Genomic DNA, 22,113 nt, shown 5'->3' with positions numbered 1-22,113 from the left:
AACCATGAATCCAAAGAGCTCGATCGTCGCTGCGCTCGTGAGCGCGTTAGTAATGAGCGAATTGGCAACGCAGGCCTGCGCTCAGGAAGCCAGCTTCAATAAACTCGCCGACCTGCCGTTCACGCAAGGCCGACCCACACAGGAGACCGCGCAGATACTACGCGACGAATTGCTTTTTCAACGGGCGACGCAGACGTATCTCTGGGCGCTGCCTTTGATCAACACCCTCGGCATGCAGGTGGGCTCGGAAAAGACATTCGGCGCCGGCTACAACGTCTTGCCGATCTGGAAGCGCAGACTTGATGCCAAGACCCTGGTGACGACCCCCAACTCCGATGTCCTTTACGCGATGAGCTACATCGACTTGGGAAGGGATGGACCGATGGTGATGGAAGCGCCGCCTGAGTTGCAAGGCATCCTGCTGGATGTCTGGCAGCGTCCCATCCCGGTCGATGGTGGCAAGTTCTTCGGTGACGTTGGTCTGTTTGGACCGGATGAGGGAAAGGGCGGCAAGTTTCTCCTCTTGCCACCCGGCTACAAGGGCGAAGTGCCGGAGGGCTATTACGTGTACCGCTCTGCCACAAACAATGTCTTTGTCTTTCTGCGCGGGTTCTATAAAGACCCGAAGAATCTGACGCCGGCGGTTACGCATCTTGAACAGACAAAGATATATCCAATGAACGGCGCGGCCGGGGCGAAACCGATGACATACCCCGATGCCTCCGGCGTCCCGGTCAACATGCTGCCGAGCAGCGACGGCAATGCCTTCGATCAACTCAAGCGGCTTGTGGACAGTGAAGGCGCCAACCTCGCCGGTCCCGACTGGCTCGGCATGCTGGCGGCGATCGGCATCGTCAAGGGGCAACCGTTCAATCCGGATAAGAAAACACGCGAGATCCTCGATCGGGCCGCCAGGACCGGCTACGAGATGAGCCGTGTCATTGGCTTTTCAGACAAGGCGAATGGTCTCTCGTATAGAGTCTATCCAGACCGCCAGTGGCTTAATCCTTTCGCCGACGGTACTCCCGCGAATCCGGGCGGGTCGAAGAATGATAGTTGGGAAAATGTCGCCGGAGCCTATCCGTACCTGGCCCTCGATGCTCGAATCTGGATGTTCACCAACTACTACTCGATAAGCCCGGGAATGATGTCTCAAACCCCAGGCAAGGGTGCCAAATATATGATCAGTTTCACCGACAGCGGGGGCACGCCCTTGTCGGGTGACACCAGCTATCACCTGAACCTGCCGGCCAACATTCCTGCCGCCTTGTTCTGGTCGGTGACGCTTTACGATGCCGCCAATGCTTCCGGTCTCGACAACGGCCAGCCGTTCCCCTCGCTCGGTTCGCGTGACAAGCCGGTGCAGAACGCCGACGGCAGCACCGACCTCTACCTCGGACCCAAAGTACCCGAAGGCAAGCAAGCCAACTGGCTCGCCACTGTGCCAGGCAAAGGTTATTTCGCCATCATCCGACTCTACGGTCCGAGGGAACCCGCTATCGATAAGAGCTGGAAGCCCGGTGACATCGAGAAGGTGAAGTGACGTTGGCCTGCCGATGTCGGGAGGTAAACATAATGCGGATGAGATCACCAACGAGGGAGGCCTTAAGCAGAGTCCGCTCCTCACTCCGAAAGGGTTAACGGGTCGCGGGTCAAGACGTTGGCTGAAAGGTTCATCAATCAGCCAGGTGGTCTGCGTGTGGCGATCAGGTGTCAGTACTGAGTCAATCCACGACTTCAAGCATGGATGCCTGGGTGGACTCCTGTGCCGAGGGAGGTCTCATGCTATCCACGCTTGAGTTTGTGCTACACCCACTATGAAACCGTAGGCTCCTCACCACGTATCGTGCCCGCCGTGCTGGCGACCACAAGCGCCACGGCACAAGCCAGCAATGCGAATGCCGTGAAAACCCCCATCACATGCAAGCATGGCATGACATGATTCCAGGCTCGAGCCACCCCCAGGAAAGCGGCGAACAGCCAGCCACTCATGGAGAACGCCCCCAAGAGTGCAAGGCGACCGCGGTCGGAGCCCGGTAACAAGACGAAGGGGGCTTTTTGCAACAACGGGAAGCCGACGCGATGCAACAGACCTCCGTTCAGAGTCAGCAGTGCGACAACCGCCACCTTGGCCCAGAGCTTCTGGTTGAGCAAGTACGCAGTACCCTCGAGGAGATACCCCTGAAGGACCAACAGCAGACCACTGCCCCAAAGGGCCAGTAACGCGAGGGTGGCGATTTTCCTGGTTTCTTCCAGATACTCAAGCTTCGCCTGATCCAGCGCTTCCTTGCGCCAACTCCAAAGCTTGTGATCGGCTAGCAATACCCTGCCGAGGGCAATACAGCTGGCGAGCAGATGAACGTACACGAGGAGCATTTTCAGCATTATTTTTTTTGACCTTATTGTATGGACAATGCTCTCCCTGCGTCCTGATTTTGAATATTAATGATACGTATTCCTGCTTGTAACAACAAGTTTCAATACCCTCTAGTCAGCATTTTTTGCGCTTGCCAGTACATGCCGATTGGATCCAGTCGGATATGTGCAGGTACAGGTGTTCGATTCTGAGCGAGAAAGGCCGCTCCTGGCCGCTATTTGTCTGTCACGACTGCTGGATGCGAAGCGCCGCCCGAACTTGTATTAATCAGAGATTGGTCATCAGCTATGCGACCGCGAGAGGTCGACGGGCTCACTGGCATTGCCCCACAAGCCCTCAAGTTTGAAGTGGCTCTTGAGTTTCTGTGCCCACCTCACATTCCAACATCATCGACTTTTTGAAATCACACCACTCATGTATTGATTTATATCGCGCAGATCCTTAATCCTCCAGGAGAATGGCGATAGCTTTACACCATTCTCTTGCAAAGTTCTTGGGATCAAGTCTCCATTTGGACGAAGTATTATCGATGACACAATAACGCCCGGATAATCATTTAATCGTTTTTTGAAAATGGAGGTTGTAAGGTCAGGTGTTGGGGGATTGCTTTTATTAGCCAGTGGCCCTGTTCCTTTGAGATCTGTTCCGTGGCACATGATACATCTCTGTGAGTAGAGATTTTTCCCGTTAACATTATCCGCGAAGGACAGTGATGTTTGAACTAGCGATAAAATTCCGAGCGTGACGATGAATAATATTTTCATTTTTATGTGGCCTTGTTGTTTAAATCAGATCTGAATCGAGGGCAAACCCCGGAGTTGCCATTGCAACACTCAGTTCATCAGCAATGTGCTCGCGCCCACGAGAGGTCGACTGGCGAAACACACTGATCAGGTTGTCAGCGGGCAGTTGTTGTATTCAGGTGCCAGAGGGCCAACTCGAGCGGGCGGTCATTTTGCTTGTCTGGCAACGTCGAGGCCGGGAAGCCGATGGGGTTGTCGCCAGCGAATGCCTGTAGTTTCAGGCAGATAAAGGGCAGGGCGCCGAGCACTGTTTTCATTGTTTTCATCTTCCTTGATGGGATCAGCGTCGATTGGACGCGATCAGGTGCGCGGGAAAGATATCAGCCATCGTGTCGGCATACACACATTCCCGTTGAATCAACTCGTTTTCCTGGCGCATCCCAGTGACGGCTTTTGACTGTGGAGCAGCCCCTCGCGACAAGCAGAAAGCGGCCAGCAGCAGTCAGTCAGCGCGCTTACAAGAGGAGGGGCGATGCAGCTTCCCATTCAACTGACCTTGCTGCGATACCAGACGGCAGTACGTTCATTATCAGGTTGGGATTTTCGTATTTCGAACTGCCGTGATTCGTGCAGGACATGCCTCCAGCTGCTGCAACCGTAGCGCTTGGGCATCTGCTCTGGATAGGTATCACCAATCCAGCGGATGGCTGCTTCCAGTCGAGTCCAGCCACTTTCGGCAAGCTTGGTTTCCGCTTCACGTAAACAGCTGCATATCCCACTGCCGGGCCAATCGACTGAGCCATCCACCCGGATACCGTCGAACACATCTTCAAATGCTTGGCTCTGCATAAACGAAGCCAGTTTATCTCGTGCCTCACTCATGTGTTTGGCCCAGGATTGCAGATTCAGACAATGCCGATTGATGGTTTCGTAGCTGTCCTCCAGAAAACCATCCGCCGCCTGGCAGCCTGATTCAGTCCAGAGATTGAAACGCTCAATGAAGTGGTGGACCAGTTCATTGCGCAGGTCAACGAGCTCCTTGAGAGCGGCCTTCGTTGCCTCATAGCGCTCGCCTGACATTTCCAACTGGTGTCGATAGCTGAACCAGATCTGGTCACCGGCTTCGGCTTGCGTCTGTGATTCTTCATTTTGGGGCGACTGGGTCAGAAAGCTTTCGGTCAACATCCCCATCAACGTGCCCATGGTCTTTTTCTGGGCACATGCGATATTTTGTTCACGGATGATAGGCAGTCGGTCCGCAGGACCACTCAGCTCGCCATGCGCGACAAGGGCTTTCAGCAGCAGTTCGTATTGTTGCAAGCGCAACAAGCAGCGCCCCAACTTGCGCTGCACTATAGGTTGAAGGTCAGGTACATCATCCGAGGGCATGTCAGTGACTTCATCCATGATTAACGACTCAGGCATAAGTGGTAGGGCTGGAGCGATTCACTTTAATACGCTTGCCCTGCCAGGAGGGCTTGCAACGCGTAAATCGGATGCTTTCAACCTCGATTCCCAGGTATCGGAAGGTGCTTTCGTACCTGAGGTGTTTGGTTGGGAAATTACACCCTACTTGACCACCCATTTGCATTGCACCTGACCAGTCACTGCCATTGGCAGTGCTTGTTGACAGAAGTGGCGATGCCACAACAGGATGGATGGATTCTTAGGAACCACTATGAAGACTATCCTGCCCACCCCAACCAACGCACTCTTGCACCCGGATCAAGTGCAGTCACTTGTTTCGTTTCTTGAGCACGAACCACATCCGATGATCGTGCTCGATCCGGACTACAACATCCTGGCTGCCAACACCGCCTATCAGCGGCAGTTCGGCAGCGCTGACAAACCCTTTATCGGCCATAAGTGTTATCAGGTTTCACACCATTACGATGTACCTTGTGATCAGGCGGGGGAGAACTGTCCGATGAAAAAGGCGCAGGAAATGCGCGGACCGGATCGTGTTTTGCACATTCACCATACGCCTCGTGGTCCAGAGCATGTCGACGTCGAATTGCGCCCGATTCTAGACGAGCACGGTGTTATTACCGCCTATGTGGAGCGTCTCACACTGGTTCGCGGCGCATCCGCGCGACCCAGCAACGAAGGGTTGGTTGGCCATTCACCAGCCTTTAACCTTGCCCTGTCGGAGCTGCAGCGGGTGGCACCATCAATGCTGCCGGTACTGCTGCTAGGCGAATCCGGCACGGGCAAAGAACTGTTCGCCCGCGCCGTACATGAAACCAGTGAGCGGGCCACTGGACCCTTTGTAGTCGTTGATTGTTCTGGTTTGACCGAAACGTTATTTGAGAGCGAGCTATTCGGCCATGAAAAAGGAGCATTCACCGGTGCCACCGCACGTAAGCCTGGCTTGGTTGAAACGGCCCAAGGCGGCACGTTGTTTCTCGATGAGATTGGCGATGTTCCGCTGGCAATGCAGGTAAAACTCTTGCGCCTGATTGAGTCGGGCACTTATCGCCGTGTCGGCAGTGTTGAGACCCTTCATGCTAACTTCAGGTTAATTGCTGCGACCCACAAACCACTGGAAAAAATGATGGAGAAAGGTGAGTTCAGGCAGGACCTGTACTACCGCATCAGCGCTTTTCCAATTCAGTTACCACCCTTGCGCAACCGAGTTGAAGACATTGGTTTGCTGGTGAACTCATTTCTACAGCGTGCCAGTACCGGCAAGCGCCGGATGACGATAGAAGCTGATGCTCTGATGCAATTGCAGTGTTTTGCCTGGCCGGGCAACATCCGTGAACTACGCAATGTTCTAGAAAGAGCGAGCCTGTTTGCTGACGATGGTGTGATCCGCTCCATACATTTACCTCAGGCATCCGTCGTGATGGCCGCGCAGGCCTCTACTTCCAATCCTTTCGATGGCAGCACGCTGGAACAGGCACTTGCTACTTTTATAGGTACCCGCAGTGAGCTTGCCAAGCACCTGGGTATCAGCGAGCGTACTTTGTACAGACGACTGAAAGTACAAGGTTTGGTCTAGTATCTGGCGCTCACGCTGCACGACTGCCAGTGACTGCCAATGACTGCCAATGACTGCCAATGACTGCCATCCTGGCAGCGTATTAACCTGCCAAGGCATCCCGCGCCTTGGCAGGCTGCTATTTAAGTAGTTGTTATAAAAAGATAAAAACAAGATATCCCCTCTTGGTATGGCGTGTGCTAACTGCATAATCATGACCACTCCTGACAAACGACTGCGAGGCCACCAACCTCAGCTTCTCGGAATGGTCGAGTGTGTTTGGTAACGCCAAGATCACCGCTGCGTATTTACCCGAACCTAAAAAAATAAAAACAGGTGTCTCTATGCTTCTCGACCATGCGTTGTTAATCGATGCCAGTGGCATGCCGATACGCCAGCACCATAAAAGTTATTCAACCGAATGGGATGAAATCAGCGACTGGTCGAGCCGCGTTTATATGCCCTATCGTGTGTCCCCAAAAGGGCATGCAATCAAGCCCCACGCAACCATGCATTCGTCCAGGATTGGCGAGTTGACGCTGAGTCGTTTTGCCTATGGCGTGGCGGTGTGCGTCGATGATTTTTCGCCAGAAGCCGGGAATGCACTTTTGCTCACGACCATTCGCGGCAATGCCCGGCACTGGGTGCAGCGTTCTGTCACTGAAGATACGGCTGTGGGAGGATCCTTCATCGCCGATTGCAGTCGTGTCGATTACCGGATCGACCTTGACCCGGATCACTTGCAGCTGAATCTGACCATTCCTCATGGGCTTTTGGAGCAGATGGCACAGCAGTGGTTTGGGTTCGTGCCCGATGATCAGTTCTGGAGACACAAGTGCGTCATTGGCGGCGTTGGTTCGAGCTGGCTAAGTCTGCTGGAGTACACGGTTCGTTGTGTGGCGGAGGCACCCGAACACATGGCTAAAGGGCGTATGGGGGCTCACCTGGAGCAAAGTCTTTGCGTTCATCTGCTGCAAGAGTGGGCTGGCCGCGCCGCGCAAGCCGGGTTTGATTTCAGTAGTCCCATGAATCGGATTGCACCCCGTTACGTCAGAGCCGCCGAAGAGTTCATGAGTGCCAATGCCGCGAGCCTGCCGACGATGGCAGAGGTTGCCAGTGCGGTCGGGACCAGTGTGCGGGCATTGAGTGGTGCCTTCTCACGATTTCGCGGTATGACGCCCGGTGCATTCTTGCGCGAGCAGCGATTGCAGGGGGCGCGGCGCGATTTATTGGCGACGGATCCGGAGTCGGGCACGACCGTTTCGTCTGTCGCCTTTCGCTGGGGATATTTGAATCTGGGTGAATTTGCGGGGTGCTATCGCAAGCGTTTCAGCGAGTTACCCTCCCAAACCTTGCGGCGCCGGCTGCGCTAGCGATTTGACGAAGGACAAGGGCACCGAGAGCTGTGTCGAAGCCGCTCTCGGTGCCCAGGAATCCAGTCATTTGCTGCGGATCAGAACACCCACAACAGCCGTAGGTTAACCCGCTGCTTTTCCTTGAAACCGTTGTCGACCGAGACGTCCTGGCCGTAATTGACCAAGGCCTGGAAGGCAGGGGTCAGCCAGTAGGATCCCCCGACACGGAACTTACTGGTGTCGGGTTCATCGTTCTGATCCTGTCCGTCAAGGCGTGTCTCACCACCCCAGAGTTGAGACGCACCGACATGCACCGACAGCTTGGGTGTCACGGCGTACCTCAGGTAGGTCTGGGCTTGCCATTGCGGTTTCTGGCGCAATGTCAGACCTTGACTCGAGAAGTCGTCATTTTTGCCAAACAAGGTCACATCAGCGGTGAGGTCCAGGGACAGTTTTTCAGTCAGACCGGTCACATAACCCGTTTGCAATATCAGCTTCCAACGGTTTTCGCCAAGGTTGAGTGCATCGTTTCGGTCATAGTTACCGGTCGGCACGTACAGGTAGGGAGCAATACCCCAGTAACGGTTTTTTGCCGGGTCATTCACCAGCCACAGGGTAGACGCCAGGATCAGATCACCCACGCCACTGGTTTGTCCCAACGAGTCGTTATCGCGTGTACCTTCCAGGCGACCGAAGGGCAACAGGAACTGCGAATTGACGGTGTAGTCACCCAGTTGTTGGTAATTTGCGACTCGCAGTATGCCGATATCCGAGTCGAGCCCCGCTTTGACCGCAACCTTGTGGCCATCACTGTAAAGCGAGCGCCGCTGCGCATGTTGCAGGTAAAGCAAGCCGATGTTGCTGCCGGCTGGCAGCGCAGCAGCGTATTCGCCGGCATCCACATCGACGGCCTGGGCGTTGCCCGCCAGCATGGCCATCGCAAGGCCGGCACCAAACATTGAAGTGTCAAACGCGCATACCAAGGATCGAACGCGCGCAGGAGTACGTATGGAGAGCTCCATGAGTCACCGTTTTTGTTTTTGTTGGTTTTCAGAGAGGGAACAGTTTTTTGCACCATCGCCTGGAGCCCGTGGCGGGCTCTCATAGGACTTAAGGCGAATCAGCTACTGGCTTGGTGGATCAGATGGCGGTAGGCCGCCGTTTCGAAATCCAGATACGCATTGACCGAAACAGGATCGGCGAATGGCAATATCTGGGTGGCCCAAAAACCACCGATGCCGTTCTTGCGGTCGATCCAATAGTAAAGGTTGGCCAATCCGGCCCACGCCAAAGAGCCCGCAGGTCGGCCGGTGGGGGCGTCTTGTTCGTTGATCATGAAACTCAACGCCCATGACTTGGGCATGCCCGGGAAAAACTCCGCGGTGTTAGAGATGCTTGGAATAACGCCGGGAAGGGCTTTGACTTTCAGATTTTCAAGGCCATTTTTTTCAGCGAAGCGAATCGTTTCCGGTTTCAGGATCCTTCCGTGATCACCCTGCCCATCGTTAAGCCAGGCACGGATAAACAGGCAATAATCCTTCACAGTCGAAAACAGGCCATGACCGCCCATGTGCACTTCGGGCTCCTGCGAAACAATGGAGTCCTCGATTGCCGTCAGCGATCCATCCTCTTCCCGCTGATGCATGCCAGCCCGTCGCTGGAGCATCGACGGGGTCATGGTAAACGCGGTATCGGTCATGCCCAGTGGCTCGAAAATACGCTGTCGCATAACGTCACCCAGACGTTTGCCAGTAATGGCCTCCACCACCAGGCCGGCCCAATCCATACTGGAGCCGTATTCCCACTGTTCGCCGGGCTCAAACAGCAAGGGTGTTTTCAGTGCTGCCAGCGACCCGCCGATGACGCTGGGTTGTCCTTGTTCCTGAACCAGTCTGTTGTAGTTTTCGTTGAAAAACTCATAACCAAAGCCTGCCGTGTGAAGCAGAAGCATTCGGGTTGTAATGTGATTTTTGGGAGCGCGAAGCCGTGGAGTGCCGTCGCTATCAAACCCTTCGAGCACCTTCAGTTCGCCGATCATCGGTACATAGGTCCTGGCAGGCGCATCGAGGTCGAGTCGACCTTCTTCGACCAACTGCAGCACTGCCGTGGCGGTTATCGCTTTCGTCGTGGAATACATGGCGAAAACACTGTCGGTCGTCATTGCACCTGCTTGACCGGACATTCGTTGTCCCGATGCACCCTCGTAGAGCAAACCGTCGCGCCCGGTTATTGCTGCGACTACGCCTGGGACGCGTTGCTGTCCAGCCGTGACGGTATCGAGCAAGTGGTTGAGTGATGATGTAAGACCTGGATTCATTTTTTATTCTCCTTAAACCCAACCTATAGTCCGCTCGGCTAGAGCCTATGGCAGGGCAGTGGTAGGACTGACTGGGCCGACGTCAAGGGATGAGCGTCGGGCCAGTGGAGAGTACGAAAATAGAATCAGAGTGTTTGTCGGCTGCCGGCAGAGGATGTCGGAGTCAGGCACTTATTCAAGTACCGCGCAGATGGGTGCTGTGTAAGCGACTGAGGCCAGATTTGAGTGCTCGCTGGCGGGCGATTTGGTACGCCGCACGGGGCGACTTGGAAGCGGTTACTTACGGGGCGAGGTTTCCACGTCTTGTCGAAGAAGCCCTTGGTCGGGCCATAGAGGTGCAGGATCGCCAAGAAACCCATGTTTCACCGACCTGGATTTTGGGTGGAACACCCATGTGCACGTCAAATCTGCTGCGTGATCTTATTGAGTAAGCTCATGCACTACGGAAGATGCGGCCGGGGCGGCCGATCAGTACGACTCTGCCAAACCGGAACGATCCATCATTCGAACACTGGCAAAGGTCGATTCGTTTCGCGCCTGGTCGAGCGCTGTCAGCGGTTTGGTCAATGACGGCTGTGTAGTCGCAAGCGTTGCCAGTTTGCGACTCGTTTCAGAGCCGGAACGCTCCTCACTGGGTGGAACACCAAAGTACTCGCGATAGCATTTGGAAAAATGGGGTGTCGACACGAAACCGCATACATACGCCAGCTCAATGATCGACAATGATGTTTGCTTGAGCAGTTGTCGCGCTCGAACAAGACGTAACCTCATGTAGTAGCGTGACGGCGTACAGTGAAGGTATTTCTGAAACAGCCGCTCCAGCTGTCGACGTGACAGGTCAACGTATTCTGCAAGGTTATCGAGGTCGATCGGTTCTTCGAGATTGGCCTCCATCAACGCGACGATCTCTTGCAGTTTGGGCTGATGAGTTCCGAGCATATGTCTGAGTGGAACGCGCTGATGATCCTGTTCGTTGCGTATGCGCTCGTAAACAAACATCTCGGAGATGGCTGCGGATAATTCACGACCATGATCGCGACCGATCAGGTGCAGCATCATGTCCATGGGGGCCGTTCCGCCGGAGCTTGTAAAGCGGTTCTGGTCGAGGGTGAACAGGCTCGCGCTGATGCTGACTCGCGGGAAAGCTTCCTGCATGGCGGCCAGAAACTCCCAATGCACACTGCACTCGTAGCCGTCGAGCAGCCCGGCTTTTGCGAGCGCCCAGCTACCGGTGCACACGCCTCCCAGCCGCCTGGATTGACGCGCCAAGGCTTGCAGCCAGGTAATGTGCTCGCGGGTAATCACGCTCTGGATTCCAATACCGCCGCACACGATTACAGTGTCCGCCACCAATGGATTTTTCCATGAAGCATCCGGAGTGATCTGCACGCCGTCACTGGCCCAGACCGGCTCTCCACCGGGGCTGAACGTATGCCAGCGATACAGTTCTCGCCCCGACAACTGATTGGCCATGCGCAGTGGTTCTACTGCCGACGCCAGGGAAATGAGTGTGAATTTGTCCAGCAGCAGAAAACCGACGGATTGAGTCTTCCCGTCGGACACGGTGGAGTTCGATGACATCGTGGTCATGTCCTCACAAAAAGCGATGACGGCCTGTGACACAGGAGCGGGTAATACCCCCTGTCCTGGCGAAGGGGGTATCAGGTTCGGCGCAACGACCTCGCTGGTTTATCCCGCCGACGTCACGCTTGCAGCCTGCGCGGGGTGACGCGATGTCACCAGGCCGATAAAGGAAATCGCCAGCGCCAGGCCAATGGTCGTGCTCACTTCGGTACGGTGATCAGGGGAGGCCATCATCACCGCCAGCGCCGCGCAGATGAACAGGATCACCAACCAGGTGAGCCAGGGAAACAGCCACATGCGAAAGGTCAGCTCGACGTTCTGCCGACGCAACATCCGGCGCATGCGCAGCTGCGACACTGCAATGGCCAGGTACACCACCAGGGCAATCGCGCCGGAACTGGCCAGCAGGAACTCGAACAACCCGGCGGGCATGAAGTAGCTCCACACGGTGATCGCCGCGCCCAACACGGTGCTGGCGATGACGGCTGCCCGCGGCACGCCTTCGGAGGAGGTCGCCTTCAGCGCCTTCGGCGCATCACCGCGACGGCCCAGCGAGTACAGCATGCGCGAGGCAATGTAGATCGAGGAGTTCATGCAACTGGCCACGGCGATCAGCACCACCACGTCCACCATGAACTTGGCGTGGGGAATGTTCATGATTTCCAGGGCCCGCTGGTAGGAGCCTACCGAAGCCAACAGCGGGTCATTCCAGGGCACCACGGAGATGACCACGAAAATCGACAGCAGGTAAAACACCCCGATGCGCCAGATCACCGAACGGGTGGCCTTGGCAATGTTCTGCGAGGGGTTGTCGGATTCGGCGGCGGCGATGGTGACCGCTTCGGTACCGATGAAACTGAACATGATGGTGATGAAGGCGCCGACTACCGCCGACAGCCCGTTTGGAGCAAACCCGCCGTGCGCGGCCATCAGGCCGCTCAATCCGCTGACTTCCCGATCGGGAACCCAGCCCATCAACACGGCAAAACCTACGCCGATGAAACCGATGATCGCCACGACCTTGGCCATGGCGAACCAGAACTCGAATTCGCCGTACTTGGACACGCTGAACAGGTTGGTCACCACCAGTGCAATGATCGACACCAGGGCGAACAGCCAGGCATCGATCTGGGGAAACCACTGGTTCAATACATGACCGGCGGCCAGCGCTTCGATAGGGATCACCAGCACCCAGAACCACCAGTAGAGCCAACCGACGGTGAAGCCGGCCCAACGGCCGATGGCCTGGTCGGCATAGGTGGAGAAAGAGCCGGTGTCCGGGTTGGCCACTGCCATTTCACCGAGCATGCGCATGACCAGGACGACGAGCAGGCCAGAGAATAGATAGGCCAGCAGGACCGCCGGGCCGGCCGCCGCAATGGCGTGTCCTGAGCCAACGAATAAACCGGCGCCGATAATACCGGCGATTGACAGCATTGTTACGTGACGAGGCTTGAAGCCCTGCGCCAATTGGCCACTCGAATCCTTGGAGCTCGGGCTAATCATTGGTTTTTTTTCTCTGCCGATCGACATTTAAGCGGATGGTTAGGGCAACAGATCATCGTTGCTGCCTTCCGGGCTTCCGGAAAGAAGCACCCTTCAAACGCTGCAGTTCTTATCAAGCCCATCATCGTGACGTGGTCGTTTCGATGAAAAGGTGCGCCACCTTACCCGGCCTGTCCGATGATTCAGTTATCTGATCACGCCACATCCGTGTCTGATATCGACACGGGAAGTCATTGTGTTCACGATGAAAACCAACGAGTCACTACGCGGCCAAGGGTGATCATCCCGGTTCATTGAGGGGGCTTTTAATAAGGTCGGGGGACTCGGTGCGGCTGGACGGAGATGCGCCACGATTATCAGGTTGCGACCGCAAGGCAGGGACGACAAATAGAGGGGACGCTTTGTGTCTAATGGCTCGATAGTGTCCACAGCGCCCGAAAATTTTGCCGAGAGGAGACATCCATCAATCCAGAGCTGCCCTTCGCGAAAGGCAGCTAGCGGTCAGAATCGGTCTCCTCTGCGCCTCATAAACTCGACGTTCAGGCGCGCTTGGGGAGCTTCCAGTTCGGGCGGATGAAGTGGCATGTGTAGCCATTCGGTATGCGTTCGAGGTAATCCTGGTGCTCTGGTTCCGCTTCCCAAAAAGGCCCGGCCGGTTCTATTTCGGTGACTACTCGGCCAGGCCATAGGTGTGAAGCATCGACATCGGCAGCAGTGTCCTCGGCAATGTCGCGTTGCTGTTCATTGAGGTAATAGATCGCCGAACGATAGCTGGGGCCCTGGTCATTACCCTGACGGTTGGGCGTGCTTGGGTCGTGTATCTGGAAGAAGAACTCAAGGATCTGCCGGTAGCTGATCACGGCAGGGTCGAAGACGATCTCGATGGCTTCGGCGTGGTTGCCATGGTTGCGATAGGTGGCATTCGGCACATCGCCGCCGGTATAACCGACCCGCGTGTGCAGCACACCAGGATAGCGCCGCAGCAGATCCTGCATGCCCCAGAAGCAGCCGCCGGCGAGAATGGCAGTTTCGGTTTGTCTGGTCATGGTCTGTCCTTCCTCTCGGGGACGTTGTGTATAGCCACTGTTATGAGGGCGTGTTGGCCAATTCCAAGGTTTCGCGCAAACAGGACTGGAATGACCGCTCCTGGCGGCTTGAAGACATTCGGGTATGGGCAAAGCGTGGCACAGTTTGCGGAGATATTTCGACGTCGCAGCGTCGCCGCGGCAAGGAATTCTATTGAGTTGGCATGGCTGGCGAACAGCCGTTGCGAGAGAAATAAATCTCATTCGCCATTTATCTGGCGCTAGTCTGACGCTCGTCTGAAAAACGTCGGATAAATGACGTTTTGCGTTGAGCTTTTACCCTCCTGACCTAGGCTCAAGCCATGTGGGGAGGAGGTACAGTCCATGCGCAGATTATTGATTGGCTCGTCGATTCTGGCCTGTCTGGTGGTACTGGGCGGCTGGTTGAGTCGACCACAGCCGTTGCCGGTCAGGCTGCTGGAGGTTGAGCGCGGGCCGGTGGAGACGCTGGTGGCCAACACCCGCGCGGGTACGCTGAAGTCCTGTCGGCGCTCGCATCTGTCCTTCAATGTCGGCGGCCAGGTTGCCGAGTTGCTGATCGCCGAGGGCCAGCGGGTCGAGGCGGGTCAGGTGCTCATGCGCTTGCGGCAGGTCGAGCAGCAGGCCCGGTTGCAGGAGGCCGAGGCGCGACTGGAGGCCCAACGCAACGCCCGCGAACAGCGCTGTCAGCAGGCTCATCTGGACCGACGCGACCTCGATCGCCTGGGCCAACTGGCCGACCGCAAGCTGGTTGCCGCCGATCGCCTCGATCAGGCCGAGACCAAGGCTAACCTGGCGAAGCTGATGTGCAATGCCAGTGCCGTGCTGATCCGCGAGGCCGACGCCAGCCTGCAGTTGCAGCGTTCACTGCTGGAGCAGACGACCCTGCGTGCGCCATTCGCCGGCATAGTCGCAGAAATCAACGGCGAACTCGGCGAGTTCGTCACCCCTTCGCCGCCGGGTATTCCCACGCCGCCGGCAGTCGACCTGATCGACGACAGCTGCCTGTATGTCGAGGCACCGATCGATGAGGTGGACGCTGCCCGGGTTCGCCCCGGAACCGCGGTGCGGATCACCCTGGATGCCTTCCGTGGCCAGCAATTCGCCGGCCGCGTCAGCCGCATCGCACCCTATGTGCGTGAACTGGAGAAACAGGCGCGCACCGTCGATGTCGAGGTGCGCTTCGACCAGCCGCCGGCCGATCTGGTCCTGCTCACCGGCTACAGCGCCGATGTCGAGATCCTCCTGGAGCAGCGCGAACGTGCTTTGCGCATCCCCACCGAGACCCTGCTGGAGGGGCAGCGCGTGCTGCGCTATGACCCGAGCGCCCGGGTGTTGCGCGAGGTGGAGGTGCAAACCGGGCTGAGCAACTGGCGCTGGACCGAAGTGCTCGCAGGGCTGGACGAGGACGCGCGCATAGTCGCCAGCCTCGAGCAGGAAGGGCTCAAGGACACCGTGTCGGTGATCCCGGTGGATGCGGCGGAGACTCAGCAATGATCCGCCTGCGCGGCGGCAGCCGCACCTTCCAGTTGGGCGAGCAGCAGGTGATGGGGCTGGACGGCCTGGATCTGGACATCGCCGCCGGTGATTACATGGCGGTGATGGGCCCGTCGGGCTCGGGCAAGTCGACCCTGCTGAACATCCTCGGTTTGCTCGATGCGCCGAGCGCCGGCGAATACTGGCTGCAGGGCGAGGCCACGGCGACGCTGAGCGAGGCGCGGCGCGCCCAATTGCGCAGCCAACTGATAGGTTTCGTGTTCCAGTCCTACCACCTGATCGCACGGCTGACGGTGCTGGAAAACATCGAACTGCCGATGGTCCTCGCCGGCATCGGCGCGGCGCAACGGCGCAAGCGCAGCAGCCAATTGGTGGCGCGCCTGGGGCTGGGCGATCGCATTGCCCACCGCCCGGGCGAGCTGTCCGGTGGTCAGCGTCAGCGCGTTGCCATCGCCCGGGCGATGGTCATGCAACCGGCGCTGTTGTTGGCCGACGAGCCCACCGGCAATCTCGATAGCCAGGCCGGCGCCGAAGTCTTCACCCTGCTGGAGGAGCTCAACGAGGAGGGGCTGACCCTGATAGTGGTGACTCACGATGCCAGCCTGGGCGCCCGCGCGCAGCGCCAGTTGCACATGCGTGACGGGCGGATCCACAGTGCCGCGTCGCAGCAGGCGCTGGCCTGATGCGCGCCGCCGATGCCCTGGCCTTCTGGCTCGGCGCCTTGCGCGGGCATCGCTCGCGCAGTCTGATGCTGCTGCTGGCCATCGCTATCGGGGTGGTGGCGGTCAATCTGCTCACCGGTCTCGGCGCGGGCGCGCGGGCCTTCGTCCTGAACGAGTTCTCGCTGCTCGGGCGCGACATCCTGATCGTTTTCCCGGGCCGCAAGGAAACCACGGGGCGCATGCCGCCGCTCACCGGACTGACGCCGCACGAGTTGACCTTGCAGGACGTCCAGGCCATCACCCGGTTGCCGGGCATCCGCCGGGTCGCGCCGATGCAGGCCGGGCAGATGGAGGTGATAGTCGGTAATCGCAATCGTGAGGTGCTGACCCTGGGCACCACCCGGGACTTCTTCGCGATTCGCCAACTGACGGTCGTCCAGGGCCAGCCCCTGCCCGAGCTGGACCCTGAGCAGACCGAGGCCGTCTGCGTGATCGGCGGCAAACTCCGGCGCGAGCTATTCGGTGCGGGCCCGGCCCTGGGTGAATGGTTGCGCGCCGGCGACCGGCGCTTTCGGGTGGTCGGTATCCTCAGTGAGCGGGGCGAATCCCTGGGGATGGATTTCGCCGAAATGTTGATCATCCCGGTGGCCAATGCCCAGGCCTTGTTCAATCGCGAGGGGTTGTTGCGAGTGTTTGTCGAGGTGCGTGGACCGAGCTTTCTCGAGCGCAGCAAGCGGCAGATACTCGCCGCGCTCAAGGAGCGCCACGAGGGTGAGGAAGACATCACCCTGATCAGCCAGGACAGCCTGCTCAGCGCCTTCGACGAGATACTCACGGTGCTGACCCTGGCGGTGGCCGGGATTGCCGCGATCAGCCTGCTGGTGGCAGGCATCCTGATCATGAACGTGACCTGGATTGCGGTGAGTCAGCGCAGCGCCGAGATCGGCCTGCTCAAAGCCATAGGTGTGACGGCGGCGCAGTTGCGTCTGCTGTTCCTCGGCGAGGCGGCGCTGCTCGCCCTGGCGGGGGCGCTGGCGGGGCTGCTGCTGGCCGAAACCTTGCTCTGGCTGGGGCGCCTGGCGTTCGATCTGCCGCTCTATGCACCCTGGTGGGCGCGGGCCAGCGCGGTGCTGCTGGCTCTCGTCACGGCGCTGCTGTTTGCCTGGCTGCCGGCCGCGCGGGCCTCAGCGCTGGAGCCGGTGGCGGCGCTACGCCCGCCGGGAGCGCACTGATGCGCTGGCAAGATGGCTTCCGGCTGACCAGCTCGGCGCTGACCTGTCGACCCTTGCGCAGCCTGCTGACCCTGCTCGGGGTCGCGATCGGGATAGCCGCCGTGGCGCTGCTCACGGCCATAGGCGAAGGCGTGCGCGGCTATGTGCTGGAGAACTTCTCGCAGTTTGGTACGCGGATCATCACTGTGCGCCCGGGCAAGACCCAGACCAGTGGCCTCGGCGGTCTGCTCGGCAGCGTACGGCCACTGACCCTCAGTGATACCGACGCCCTGCGGCGCTTGCCGCATGTCGAGGCGGCGGTGCCGATCATTCCGGGCAGCGGGGATGTCCAGTTCGGTCAACTGAGCCGGCGCAGCGACATTCTCGGTGGCGGCCATCAGCTGGCGCAGGCCTGGCGCATGCGGCTGAGCATGGGTGAGTTCCTGCCCGTGGCCCGTGACGGTCGTTCGCCGCCCTATGTGGTGCTCGGCCATCAGCTGCGAGTCGAGCTGTTCGGTGCACGCAATCCGCTGGGCGAGCTGATCCGCGTCGGTGGCGTGCGTTTCCGGGTGATCGGCGTGATGGCGCAGAAGGGCCAGTTGCTCGGCTTCAACCTCGACGATATCGCCTACATCCCGGTGGATTGGGCCGAAAGCCTGTTCAACCGCACCGGGGTGGTCAAAGTCCATGTGGTGTTCGGCGCCGGCACCACTTCGCGGGCGCTGAGCGGGCAGATTCGCCAGGTGCTCGGCGAACGGCACGGCGAGGAGGACTTCAGCCTGAGCACCCAGGACGACATGCTGCGCGGCTTCAACCGCGTTCTCGGCACCCTGAGCCTGGCCATCGGTGCCTTGGGGGGCATTTCCCTGTTGGTCGGCGCCGTCGGCATTCTCACCATCATGACCACCACTGTGGGCGAGCGCACGGCGGAAATCGGCCTGTTGCGGGCGATTGGTGCCAGTCCGCGGCAGGTGCTCGGGCTGTTTCTCGCCGAAGCGACGCTGCTGTCCCTGGCCGGTGGTCTGCTGGGTCTGCTGTTGATGGGCCTGCTGCTCGGGCTACTGCACCTGGCCATGCCGAGCCTGCCCTTGGCGCTGCAGCCAATGTTTCTGCTGCTGGCGCTGCTGCTGGCGGCGGTGCTCGGCATTCTCGCCGGCCTGGCGCCGGCACTGCGGGCGGCCCGCCTGCATCCGGTGGCGGCTCTGCGCAGTGAATAGCAGCCAGGCCAATGAGCCTGAGGGGCTGGCTGTGCGCTGGGTGACGAAAACGAAAACGCCGGCGCTGGGCTGGTGATTTTAATGGGGGGGCGGCGGCAAAAACCGAGTGCAAAACTCCGGCAACAAGTCCTCGGAATTCAGAGTGTCCATAGAGGATACATTCCTACGGGTTTACGTTGATCAATGTTTCGAGTGATCGCTTAGGGTCGGTTGAGGCCTGTAACGAAGGGCTGCAACCGACCATTGCAGACGTTCGCTAACGACTGCAAATGGCCCAGGCTGTGTAAAAACGCAGGTGCCATTTTGAAGTCTGCGTTGCTACGTGAAATCAGCCGGTGTTGCGGTCAGTCGGAAGACCTGAAATTGGCGTGCGTTATTTGACACGACTCAGCCCGCTATTACTGGTCGAAAACGTTTTTACACAGTGTCGGCCGATAGCTGCCCCTCCTGAAGGTCTGCAATCGAGTGTGGATTCAATCGGTCGATGCAAAAGATCGCCTGGATTCTTCAGCGGTACTTCCCTGTCATTTCCGTCTTCTACCCCTTTGGGGGTACTTATTCTGCGTGATAGGAACTTTTTTCACGATACGCATACTTGTTGGGCCTTTGACAAAGTCATCCGCTTCCTGGCCAGGACGCTATTTACCTGAAGGTCTGACAATGAAACTTGAACTCGTACAGTTGGCGGGTCGCGATGGCGATGTCGCTTACAACCTGGAACGCATCCTGCGAACGATTGCCGAAAGCGCACCTGGCACCGATATCGTAATTTTCCCCGAGTCGTATATCACCGGCTTTCTAAGCCACGAGAATATTGCCCGGTTCGCCGAGCCCGTTTCCGGGCCCAGCGTCCAGGCGATCTGCGCTGTCGCCCGGGAGCGAGATATCGCGGTGGTTGTGGGTTTGATCGAACGCGATGGCGAGAGCTTCTACAACACCACGTTATTCATAACCCCGGAAGGCGTGGCGCTCAGTTATCGAAAGACTCACTTGTGGGTTGGCGAACCCGCCCTCGTACTGCCAGGCGACCGTTTTTCGACAGTGCAATGGCGCGGCGTGTGTATCGGGCTGTTGATCTGCTATGACATCGAATTTCCGGAAAGTGCGTGCGCATTGGCGGCACTCGGCGCTGAGCTGATTCTAATCACTGATGGCAACATGGAGCCTTACGGCCACGTGCACCATACCGCCGTTGCCGCCAGAGCCCAGGAAAATCAGGTCTTCGCCGCCATGGTTAACCGGGTCGGCGAGGGCGCAGGTGAAATCTTCGCAGGGGGCAGTACGGTGGTCGACCCGTTCGGCCAGCGACTGTTTGAAGCCGGATCGCAGGAGTGTCGACATGTCGTGGAATTGGACATGACGCGGATCATCCCGGCACGCGCACTCTATGACTATCGCACGGAGAAACGCTTGCAATTACACGGTGCTCTCAATGTACAGCCGGATGGTCGCCGCGAGTTATTGATTCCCTGAGCGGCGAATGCTGTTTCGATTTCAAATAAGAACAATTTTGCAGCGGATCCCCGATCGAAGGCCGATTCGCCAGGAGCACCCCATGAAATCTATGCGTTTGCTGCACGTTAGCCTGTTTACCTTCTTCGGGCTGGGCATGGGCGCCAGTTGGGCGCAGGCCCCAAGTGTGAACTTTTACAACTGGTATGACTTCATTGCCCCCGAAGCGCCAAAGGAATTCGAGAAGGAAACCGGTACACCCATGGTGCTTGATACCTTTGACAGCTCTGAAGTGATGCAGAGCAAGTTGATGGTTGGACGGAGCGGATACGACGTAGTGGTGGTGACGAGCAGTGCGCTGCCCAACCTGATCAAGGCGGGCGTACTCAAGGAACTGGATGGCGGCCAATTGAACAACCGGTCGAACCTTGATCCCGAGATTCTCGCCAAGGTTGCGCAGAACGATCCCGGTAATCGCTATGCGATCCCCTACATGTGGGGCACTACGGGCATCGGCTATGACGTGGATCAGGTGGCCAAGGTACTGGGTGCGGCTGCCCCGGTGGATTCCTGGGATCTGATCTTCAAGGAAGAAAACATCGCCAAGCTCAGCCAATGCGGTGTTGCGATGCTCGATTCCCCAAGCGAGATCATTCCGATCGCCTTGCATTATCTCGGCTTGCCACCCGACAGCAAGAACCCAGATGACTATGCAAAAGCCGAAGCGCTACTGCTCAAAATCCGTCCCTACATCACCTACTTTGATTCGTCACGGTTCATCACTGACCTGGCCAACGGCAATATTTGCGCCGTGGTGGCCTGGTCGGGTGGGGTATATGACGCGAAGGTCAACGCCGAACGGGCCAATAACGGTCGCCAACTGGCCTACCGCATTCCGCGCGAAGGCTCGTCGGTATGGGTGGAAACTCTGGTGTTGCTCAAGGACGCTCCCCATCCGGAGCAAGGCATGAATTTCATCAACTACATGATGCGTCCCGAGATCATCGCTAAAAGCTCCAATTACTTGGGTTATCCCAACGGCAACAAGAGCGCCATGCTCTATGTCGATGAGGGGCTGAGAAACAATCCTGACGTCTATCCTCCGGCAGCAACCCTGGCCACGCTGTTCCCCGACCAGCCTCTTCCTCTCAAAATTGAGCGCATTCGTACCCGGGTCTGGAGCAAGGTTAAAAGCGGAACCTGAATCCCGTTGATCGCCTTCTCGCTGCTTGCTTCAGGGCAAGCCGCAGGGAGGTTTGATTGAGAGGTTAATGCACAAAGACAGTGTCCGCTTTTGGCCGATTCTGTTGAAAAAGTCGGTTCTTCCAGATCGCTCACATACTGATCGCTGAAAATGCGTTTTTTGCGCGCCGCTACGTGAAATCCGAGCCCGGAATCCTCTGCTCAAATTAAAGATTTCAATCTCAAGCGCGTACTTTTCTGCCGTGGAAACCATGGCCGACTTTTTCAACACAATCGGCCGATTTCTGCCTGTCATCAGGGTAGCAATCGACCGTGTGTTCAACCGGTCGATCTTCTGCTACGCGTCATGTGTATGAGGGCCGATCGGCTGTTTCCCAAAGAGGGTCGTTCCTCAATGGCATAAGGCACAAATCCAAGCTTGGGGTAGAGCAGCAGCCCTGCCGTGTTTTCGTTGAAACAGGAAATCTGCACCTCGTTGGCTCCGTAACGTTCGAATGCCAAGCCGGTCATCGTCTCCACGATAAACGTGGCCACTCCTTCGCCCCGAGCGCTCGGCGAGACGATGACATTGCCGATACAGCAAACGCCATTGCGTTCAGCTCGATAGAAATTGGCAAACCCAACGACAGTCCCATTGATCTCCACGACGGTAGAGTCGAAGCGTTGGGAGATTGCGGTAATCAACTGCGTTTCCGTCAGCGGGAAGTGCGCCTTCGGAAACATGAAAAACAACTCTTGAGCGTTCTGAGGAAAGCCGCAGATCATTTTTACGTCGCTAGCCTTCACTGGCCTGTGGTTCAGTTTCATTGCTCGTCTCTAAGCTCCATGAATCAGTAATTTAGCTGAGTCCCAAGGCTAGCGCACGGTGATGGAAAGCAATGGCATGTCCGCAAATGGCCGATTTCTGCCTGTCGCCACCATCAGCTTTGGGTCGGTTTTTGC

19 protein-coding genes are annotated in these 22,113 nt (G+C 57.7%); 9 read left to right on the top strand and 10 right to left on the bottom strand.

The window, feature by feature from the left end; translation table 11 throughout:
- Positions 1-4 precede the first annotated feature (4 nt).
- Positions 5-1,543 carry a DUF1254 domain-containing protein gene (locus BSF40_RS24740; RefSeq protein ID WP_095967192.1) on the top strand — a complete coding sequence of 513 codons (1,539 nt, stop codon included), beginning with the start codon at positions 5-7 and terminating at the stop codon, positions 1,541-1,543.
- Between the two features lie 272 nt (positions 1,544-1,815).
- Here the strand turns inward: BSF40_RS24740 and BSF40_RS24735 are convergent, their stop codons facing one another.
- The 4 genes from BSF40_RS24735 to BSF40_RS24725 form a co-directional block, all read right to left on the bottom strand.
- Positions 1,816-2,385, bottom strand: a complete 570-nt coding sequence (locus BSF40_RS24735) for a hypothetical protein (protein WP_015094646.1) — start codon at positions 2,383-2,385, stop codon at positions 1,816-1,818.
- Positions 2,386-2,763: 378 nt separating this feature from the next.
- Positions 2,764-3,141 (bottom strand): c-type cytochrome, encoded by a 378-nt coding sequence (locus tag BSF40_RS24730; RefSeq protein ID WP_207258417.1) that lies wholly within the window; start codon positions 3,139-3,141, stop codon positions 2,764-2,766.
- Between the two features lie 134 nt (positions 3,142-3,275).
- Positions 3,276-3,437: a hypothetical protein gene (locus BSF40_RS32785; RefSeq protein WP_158247845.1), complete on the bottom strand. Its 162-nt coding sequence runs from the start codon at positions 3,435-3,437 to the stop codon at positions 3,276-3,278.
- Positions 3,438-3,666: 229 nt separating this feature from the next.
- Entirely contained in the window at positions 3,667-4,527 is an 861-nt protein-coding gene (locus BSF40_RS24725) for an OST-HTH/LOTUS domain-containing protein (RefSeq protein ID WP_095967190.1), read from the bottom strand.
- 271 nt (positions 4,528-4,798) lie between these two features.
- On the opposite strand from BSF40_RS24725, the gene BSF40_RS24720 reads away from it, so the two are divergent.
- Entirely contained in the window at positions 4,799-6,124 is a 1,326-nt protein-coding gene (locus BSF40_RS24720; RefSeq protein WP_095967189.1) for a sigma-54-dependent Fis family transcriptional regulator, read from the top strand.
- 323 nt (positions 6,125-6,447) lie between these two features.
- The gene (locus BSF40_RS24715; RefSeq protein WP_095967188.1) at positions 6,448-7,476 is read left to right on the top strand and encodes an AraC family transcriptional regulator; all 1,029 of its coding nucleotides are present in this window, start codon (positions 6,448-6,450) and stop codon (positions 7,474-7,476) included.
- A gap of 80 nt (positions 7,477-7,556) precedes the next feature.
- Here BSF40_RS24715 and BSF40_RS24710 read toward each other — a convergent pair whose 3' ends face one another.
- The 5 genes from BSF40_RS24710 to msrA all read right to left on the bottom strand — a co-directional run bounded on the left by BSF40_RS24710 (position 7,557) and on the right by msrA (position 13,911).
- Positions 7,557-8,480: a transporter gene (locus BSF40_RS24710; protein WP_095967187.1), complete on the bottom strand. Its 924-nt coding sequence runs from the start codon at positions 8,478-8,480 to the stop codon at positions 7,557-7,559.
- Between the two features lie 98 nt (positions 8,481-8,578).
- Complete coding sequence (locus tag BSF40_RS24705) at positions 8,579-9,775, bottom strand: serine hydrolase (protein WP_095967186.1); 1,197 nt, start codon at positions 9,773-9,775, stop codon at positions 8,579-8,581.
- Positions 9,776-10,243: 468 nt separating this feature from the next.
- On the bottom strand, positions 10,244-11,365 hold the full coding sequence (locus tag BSF40_RS24700; protein WP_095967250.1) for a GlxA family transcriptional regulator: 1,122 nt from the start codon (positions 11,363-11,365) through the stop codon (positions 10,244-10,246).
- Between the two features lie 99 nt (positions 11,366-11,464).
- Positions 11,465-12,865 (bottom strand): GABA permease, encoded by a 1,401-nt coding sequence (gene gabP, locus BSF40_RS24695; protein ID WP_095967185.1) that lies wholly within the window; start codon positions 12,863-12,865, stop codon positions 11,465-11,467.
- Positions 12,866-13,404: 539 nt separating this feature from the next.
- On the bottom strand, positions 13,405-13,911 hold the full coding sequence (gene msrA, locus BSF40_RS24690) for a peptide-methionine (S)-S-oxide reductase MsrA (RefSeq protein WP_007973026.1): 507 nt from the start codon (positions 13,909-13,911) through the stop codon (positions 13,405-13,407).
- A gap of 363 nt (positions 13,912-14,274) precedes the next feature.
- Between msrA and BSF40_RS24685 the strand changes: the two genes are divergently transcribed.
- From BSF40_RS24685 to BSF40_RS24660, 6 genes are all read left to right on the top strand, one after another.
- Positions 14,275-15,426 carry an efflux RND transporter periplasmic adaptor subunit gene (locus tag BSF40_RS24685; RefSeq protein WP_095967184.1) on the top strand — a complete coding sequence of 384 codons (1,152 nt, stop codon included), beginning with the start codon at positions 14,275-14,277 and terminating at the stop codon, positions 15,424-15,426.
- Positions 15,423-16,109 carry an ABC transporter ATP-binding protein gene (locus tag BSF40_RS24680; RefSeq protein ID WP_095967183.1) on the top strand — a complete coding sequence of 229 codons (687 nt, stop codon included), beginning with the start codon at positions 15,423-15,425 and terminating at the stop codon, positions 16,107-16,109. Before BSF40_RS24685 ends, BSF40_RS24680 begins: the two co-directional genes overlap by 4 nt.
- A complete protein-coding gene (locus BSF40_RS24675; RefSeq protein ID WP_095967182.1) occupies positions 16,109-17,320 on the top strand; it encodes an ABC transporter permease in 1,212 nt (403 codons plus the stop codon). The genes BSF40_RS24680 and BSF40_RS24675 overlap by 1 nt, the downstream gene beginning before the upstream one ends.
- Positions 17,320-18,516 carry an ABC transporter permease gene (locus tag BSF40_RS24670; protein ID WP_095967181.1) on the top strand — a complete coding sequence of 399 codons (1,197 nt, stop codon included), beginning with the start codon at positions 17,320-17,322 and terminating at the stop codon, positions 18,514-18,516. Before BSF40_RS24675 ends, BSF40_RS24670 begins: the two co-directional genes overlap by 1 nt.
- A gap of 660 nt (positions 18,517-19,176) precedes the next feature.
- Positions 19,177-19,989: a carbon-nitrogen hydrolase family protein gene (locus BSF40_RS24665; RefSeq protein WP_095967180.1), complete on the top strand. Its 813-nt coding sequence runs from the start codon at positions 19,177-19,179 to the stop codon at positions 19,987-19,989.
- A gap of 82 nt (positions 19,990-20,071) precedes the next feature.
- Entirely contained in the window at positions 20,072-21,172 is a 1,101-nt protein-coding gene (locus BSF40_RS24660) for a polyamine ABC transporter substrate-binding protein (RefSeq protein ID WP_095967179.1), read from the top strand.
- A 317-nt stretch (positions 21,173-21,489) separates the two neighbouring features.
- On the opposite strand, the gene BSF40_RS24650 is transcribed toward BSF40_RS24660, so the two are convergent.
- Complete coding sequence (locus tag BSF40_RS24650) at positions 21,490-21,978, bottom strand: GNAT family N-acetyltransferase (protein WP_095967178.1); 489 nt, start codon at positions 21,976-21,978, stop codon at positions 21,490-21,492.
- Between the last annotated feature and the right edge of the window lie 135 nt (positions 21,979-22,113).

This window comes from Pseudomonas sp. ACN5, from assembly GCF_002303975.1.
Classification (GTDB): domain Bacteria; phylum Pseudomonadota; class Gammaproteobacteria; order Pseudomonadales; family Pseudomonadaceae; genus Aquipseudomonas; species Aquipseudomonas laurylsulfatiphila.
Note: the sequence above shows the minus strand (reverse complement) of the source record. Positions and strands in the feature narration are given on the sequence as shown.

Excerpts from the sequence above, each read along its gene's own strand:
- BSF40_RS24740 (WP_095967192.1), top strand. The coding sequence starts at position 5 with ATGAATCCAAAGAGCTCGATCGTCGCTGCGCTCGTGAGCGCGTTAGTA.
- BSF40_RS24735 (WP_015094646.1), bottom strand. The coding sequence starts at position 2,385 with ATGCTGAAAATGCTCCTCGTGTACGTTCATCTGCTCGCCAGCTGTATT.
- BSF40_RS24730 (WP_207258417.1), bottom strand. The coding sequence starts at position 3,141 with ATGAAAATATTATTCATCGTCACGCTCGGAATTTTATCGCTAGTTCAA.
- BSF40_RS32785 (WP_158247845.1), bottom strand. The coding sequence starts at position 3,437 with ATGAAAACAGTGCTCGGCGCCCTGCCCTTTATCTGCCTGAAACTACAG.
- BSF40_RS24725 (WP_095967190.1), bottom strand. The coding sequence starts at position 4,527 with ATGGATGAAGTCACTGACATGCCCTCGGATGATGTACCTGACCTTCAA.
- BSF40_RS24720 (WP_095967189.1), top strand. The coding sequence starts at position 4,799 with ATGAAGACTATCCTGCCCACCCCAACCAACGCACTCTTGCACCCGGAT.
- BSF40_RS24715 (WP_095967188.1), top strand. The coding sequence starts at position 6,448 with ATGCTTCTCGACCATGCGTTGTTAATCGATGCCAGTGGCATGCCGATA.
- BSF40_RS24710 (WP_095967187.1), bottom strand. The coding sequence starts at position 8,480 with ATGGAGCTCTCCATACGTACTCCTGCGCGCGTTCGATCCTTGGTATGC.
- BSF40_RS24705 (WP_095967186.1), bottom strand. The coding sequence starts at position 9,775 with ATGAATCCAGGTCTTACATCATCACTCAACCACTTGCTCGATACCGTC.
- BSF40_RS24700 (WP_095967250.1), bottom strand. The coding sequence starts at position 11,365 with ATGACCACGATGTCATCGAACTCCACCGTGTCCGACGGGAAGACTCAA.
- gabP (WP_095967185.1), bottom strand. The coding sequence starts at position 12,865 with ATGATTAGCCCGAGCTCCAAGGATTCGAGTGGCCAATTGGCGCAGGGC.
- msrA (WP_007973026.1), bottom strand. The coding sequence starts at position 13,911 with ATGACCAGACAAACCGAAACTGCCATTCTCGCCGGCGGCTGCTTCTGG.
- BSF40_RS24685 (WP_095967184.1), top strand. The coding sequence starts at position 14,275 with ATGCGCAGATTATTGATTGGCTCGTCGATTCTGGCCTGTCTGGTGGTA.
- BSF40_RS24680 (WP_095967183.1), top strand. The coding sequence starts at position 15,423 with ATGATCCGCCTGCGCGGCGGCAGCCGCACCTTCCAGTTGGGCGAGCAG.
- BSF40_RS24675 (WP_095967182.1), top strand. The coding sequence starts at position 16,109 with ATGCGCGCCGCCGATGCCCTGGCCTTCTGGCTCGGCGCCTTGCGCGGG.
- BSF40_RS24670 (WP_095967181.1), top strand. The coding sequence starts at position 17,320 with ATGCGCTGGCAAGATGGCTTCCGGCTGACCAGCTCGGCGCTGACCTGT.
- BSF40_RS24665 (WP_095967180.1), top strand. The coding sequence starts at position 19,177 with ATGAAACTTGAACTCGTACAGTTGGCGGGTCGCGATGGCGATGTCGCT.
- BSF40_RS24660 (WP_095967179.1), top strand. The coding sequence starts at position 20,072 with ATGAAATCTATGCGTTTGCTGCACGTTAGCCTGTTTACCTTCTTCGGG.
- BSF40_RS24650 (WP_095967178.1), bottom strand. The coding sequence starts at position 21,978 with ATGAAACTGAACCACAGGCCAGTGAAGGCTAGCGACGTAAAAATGATC.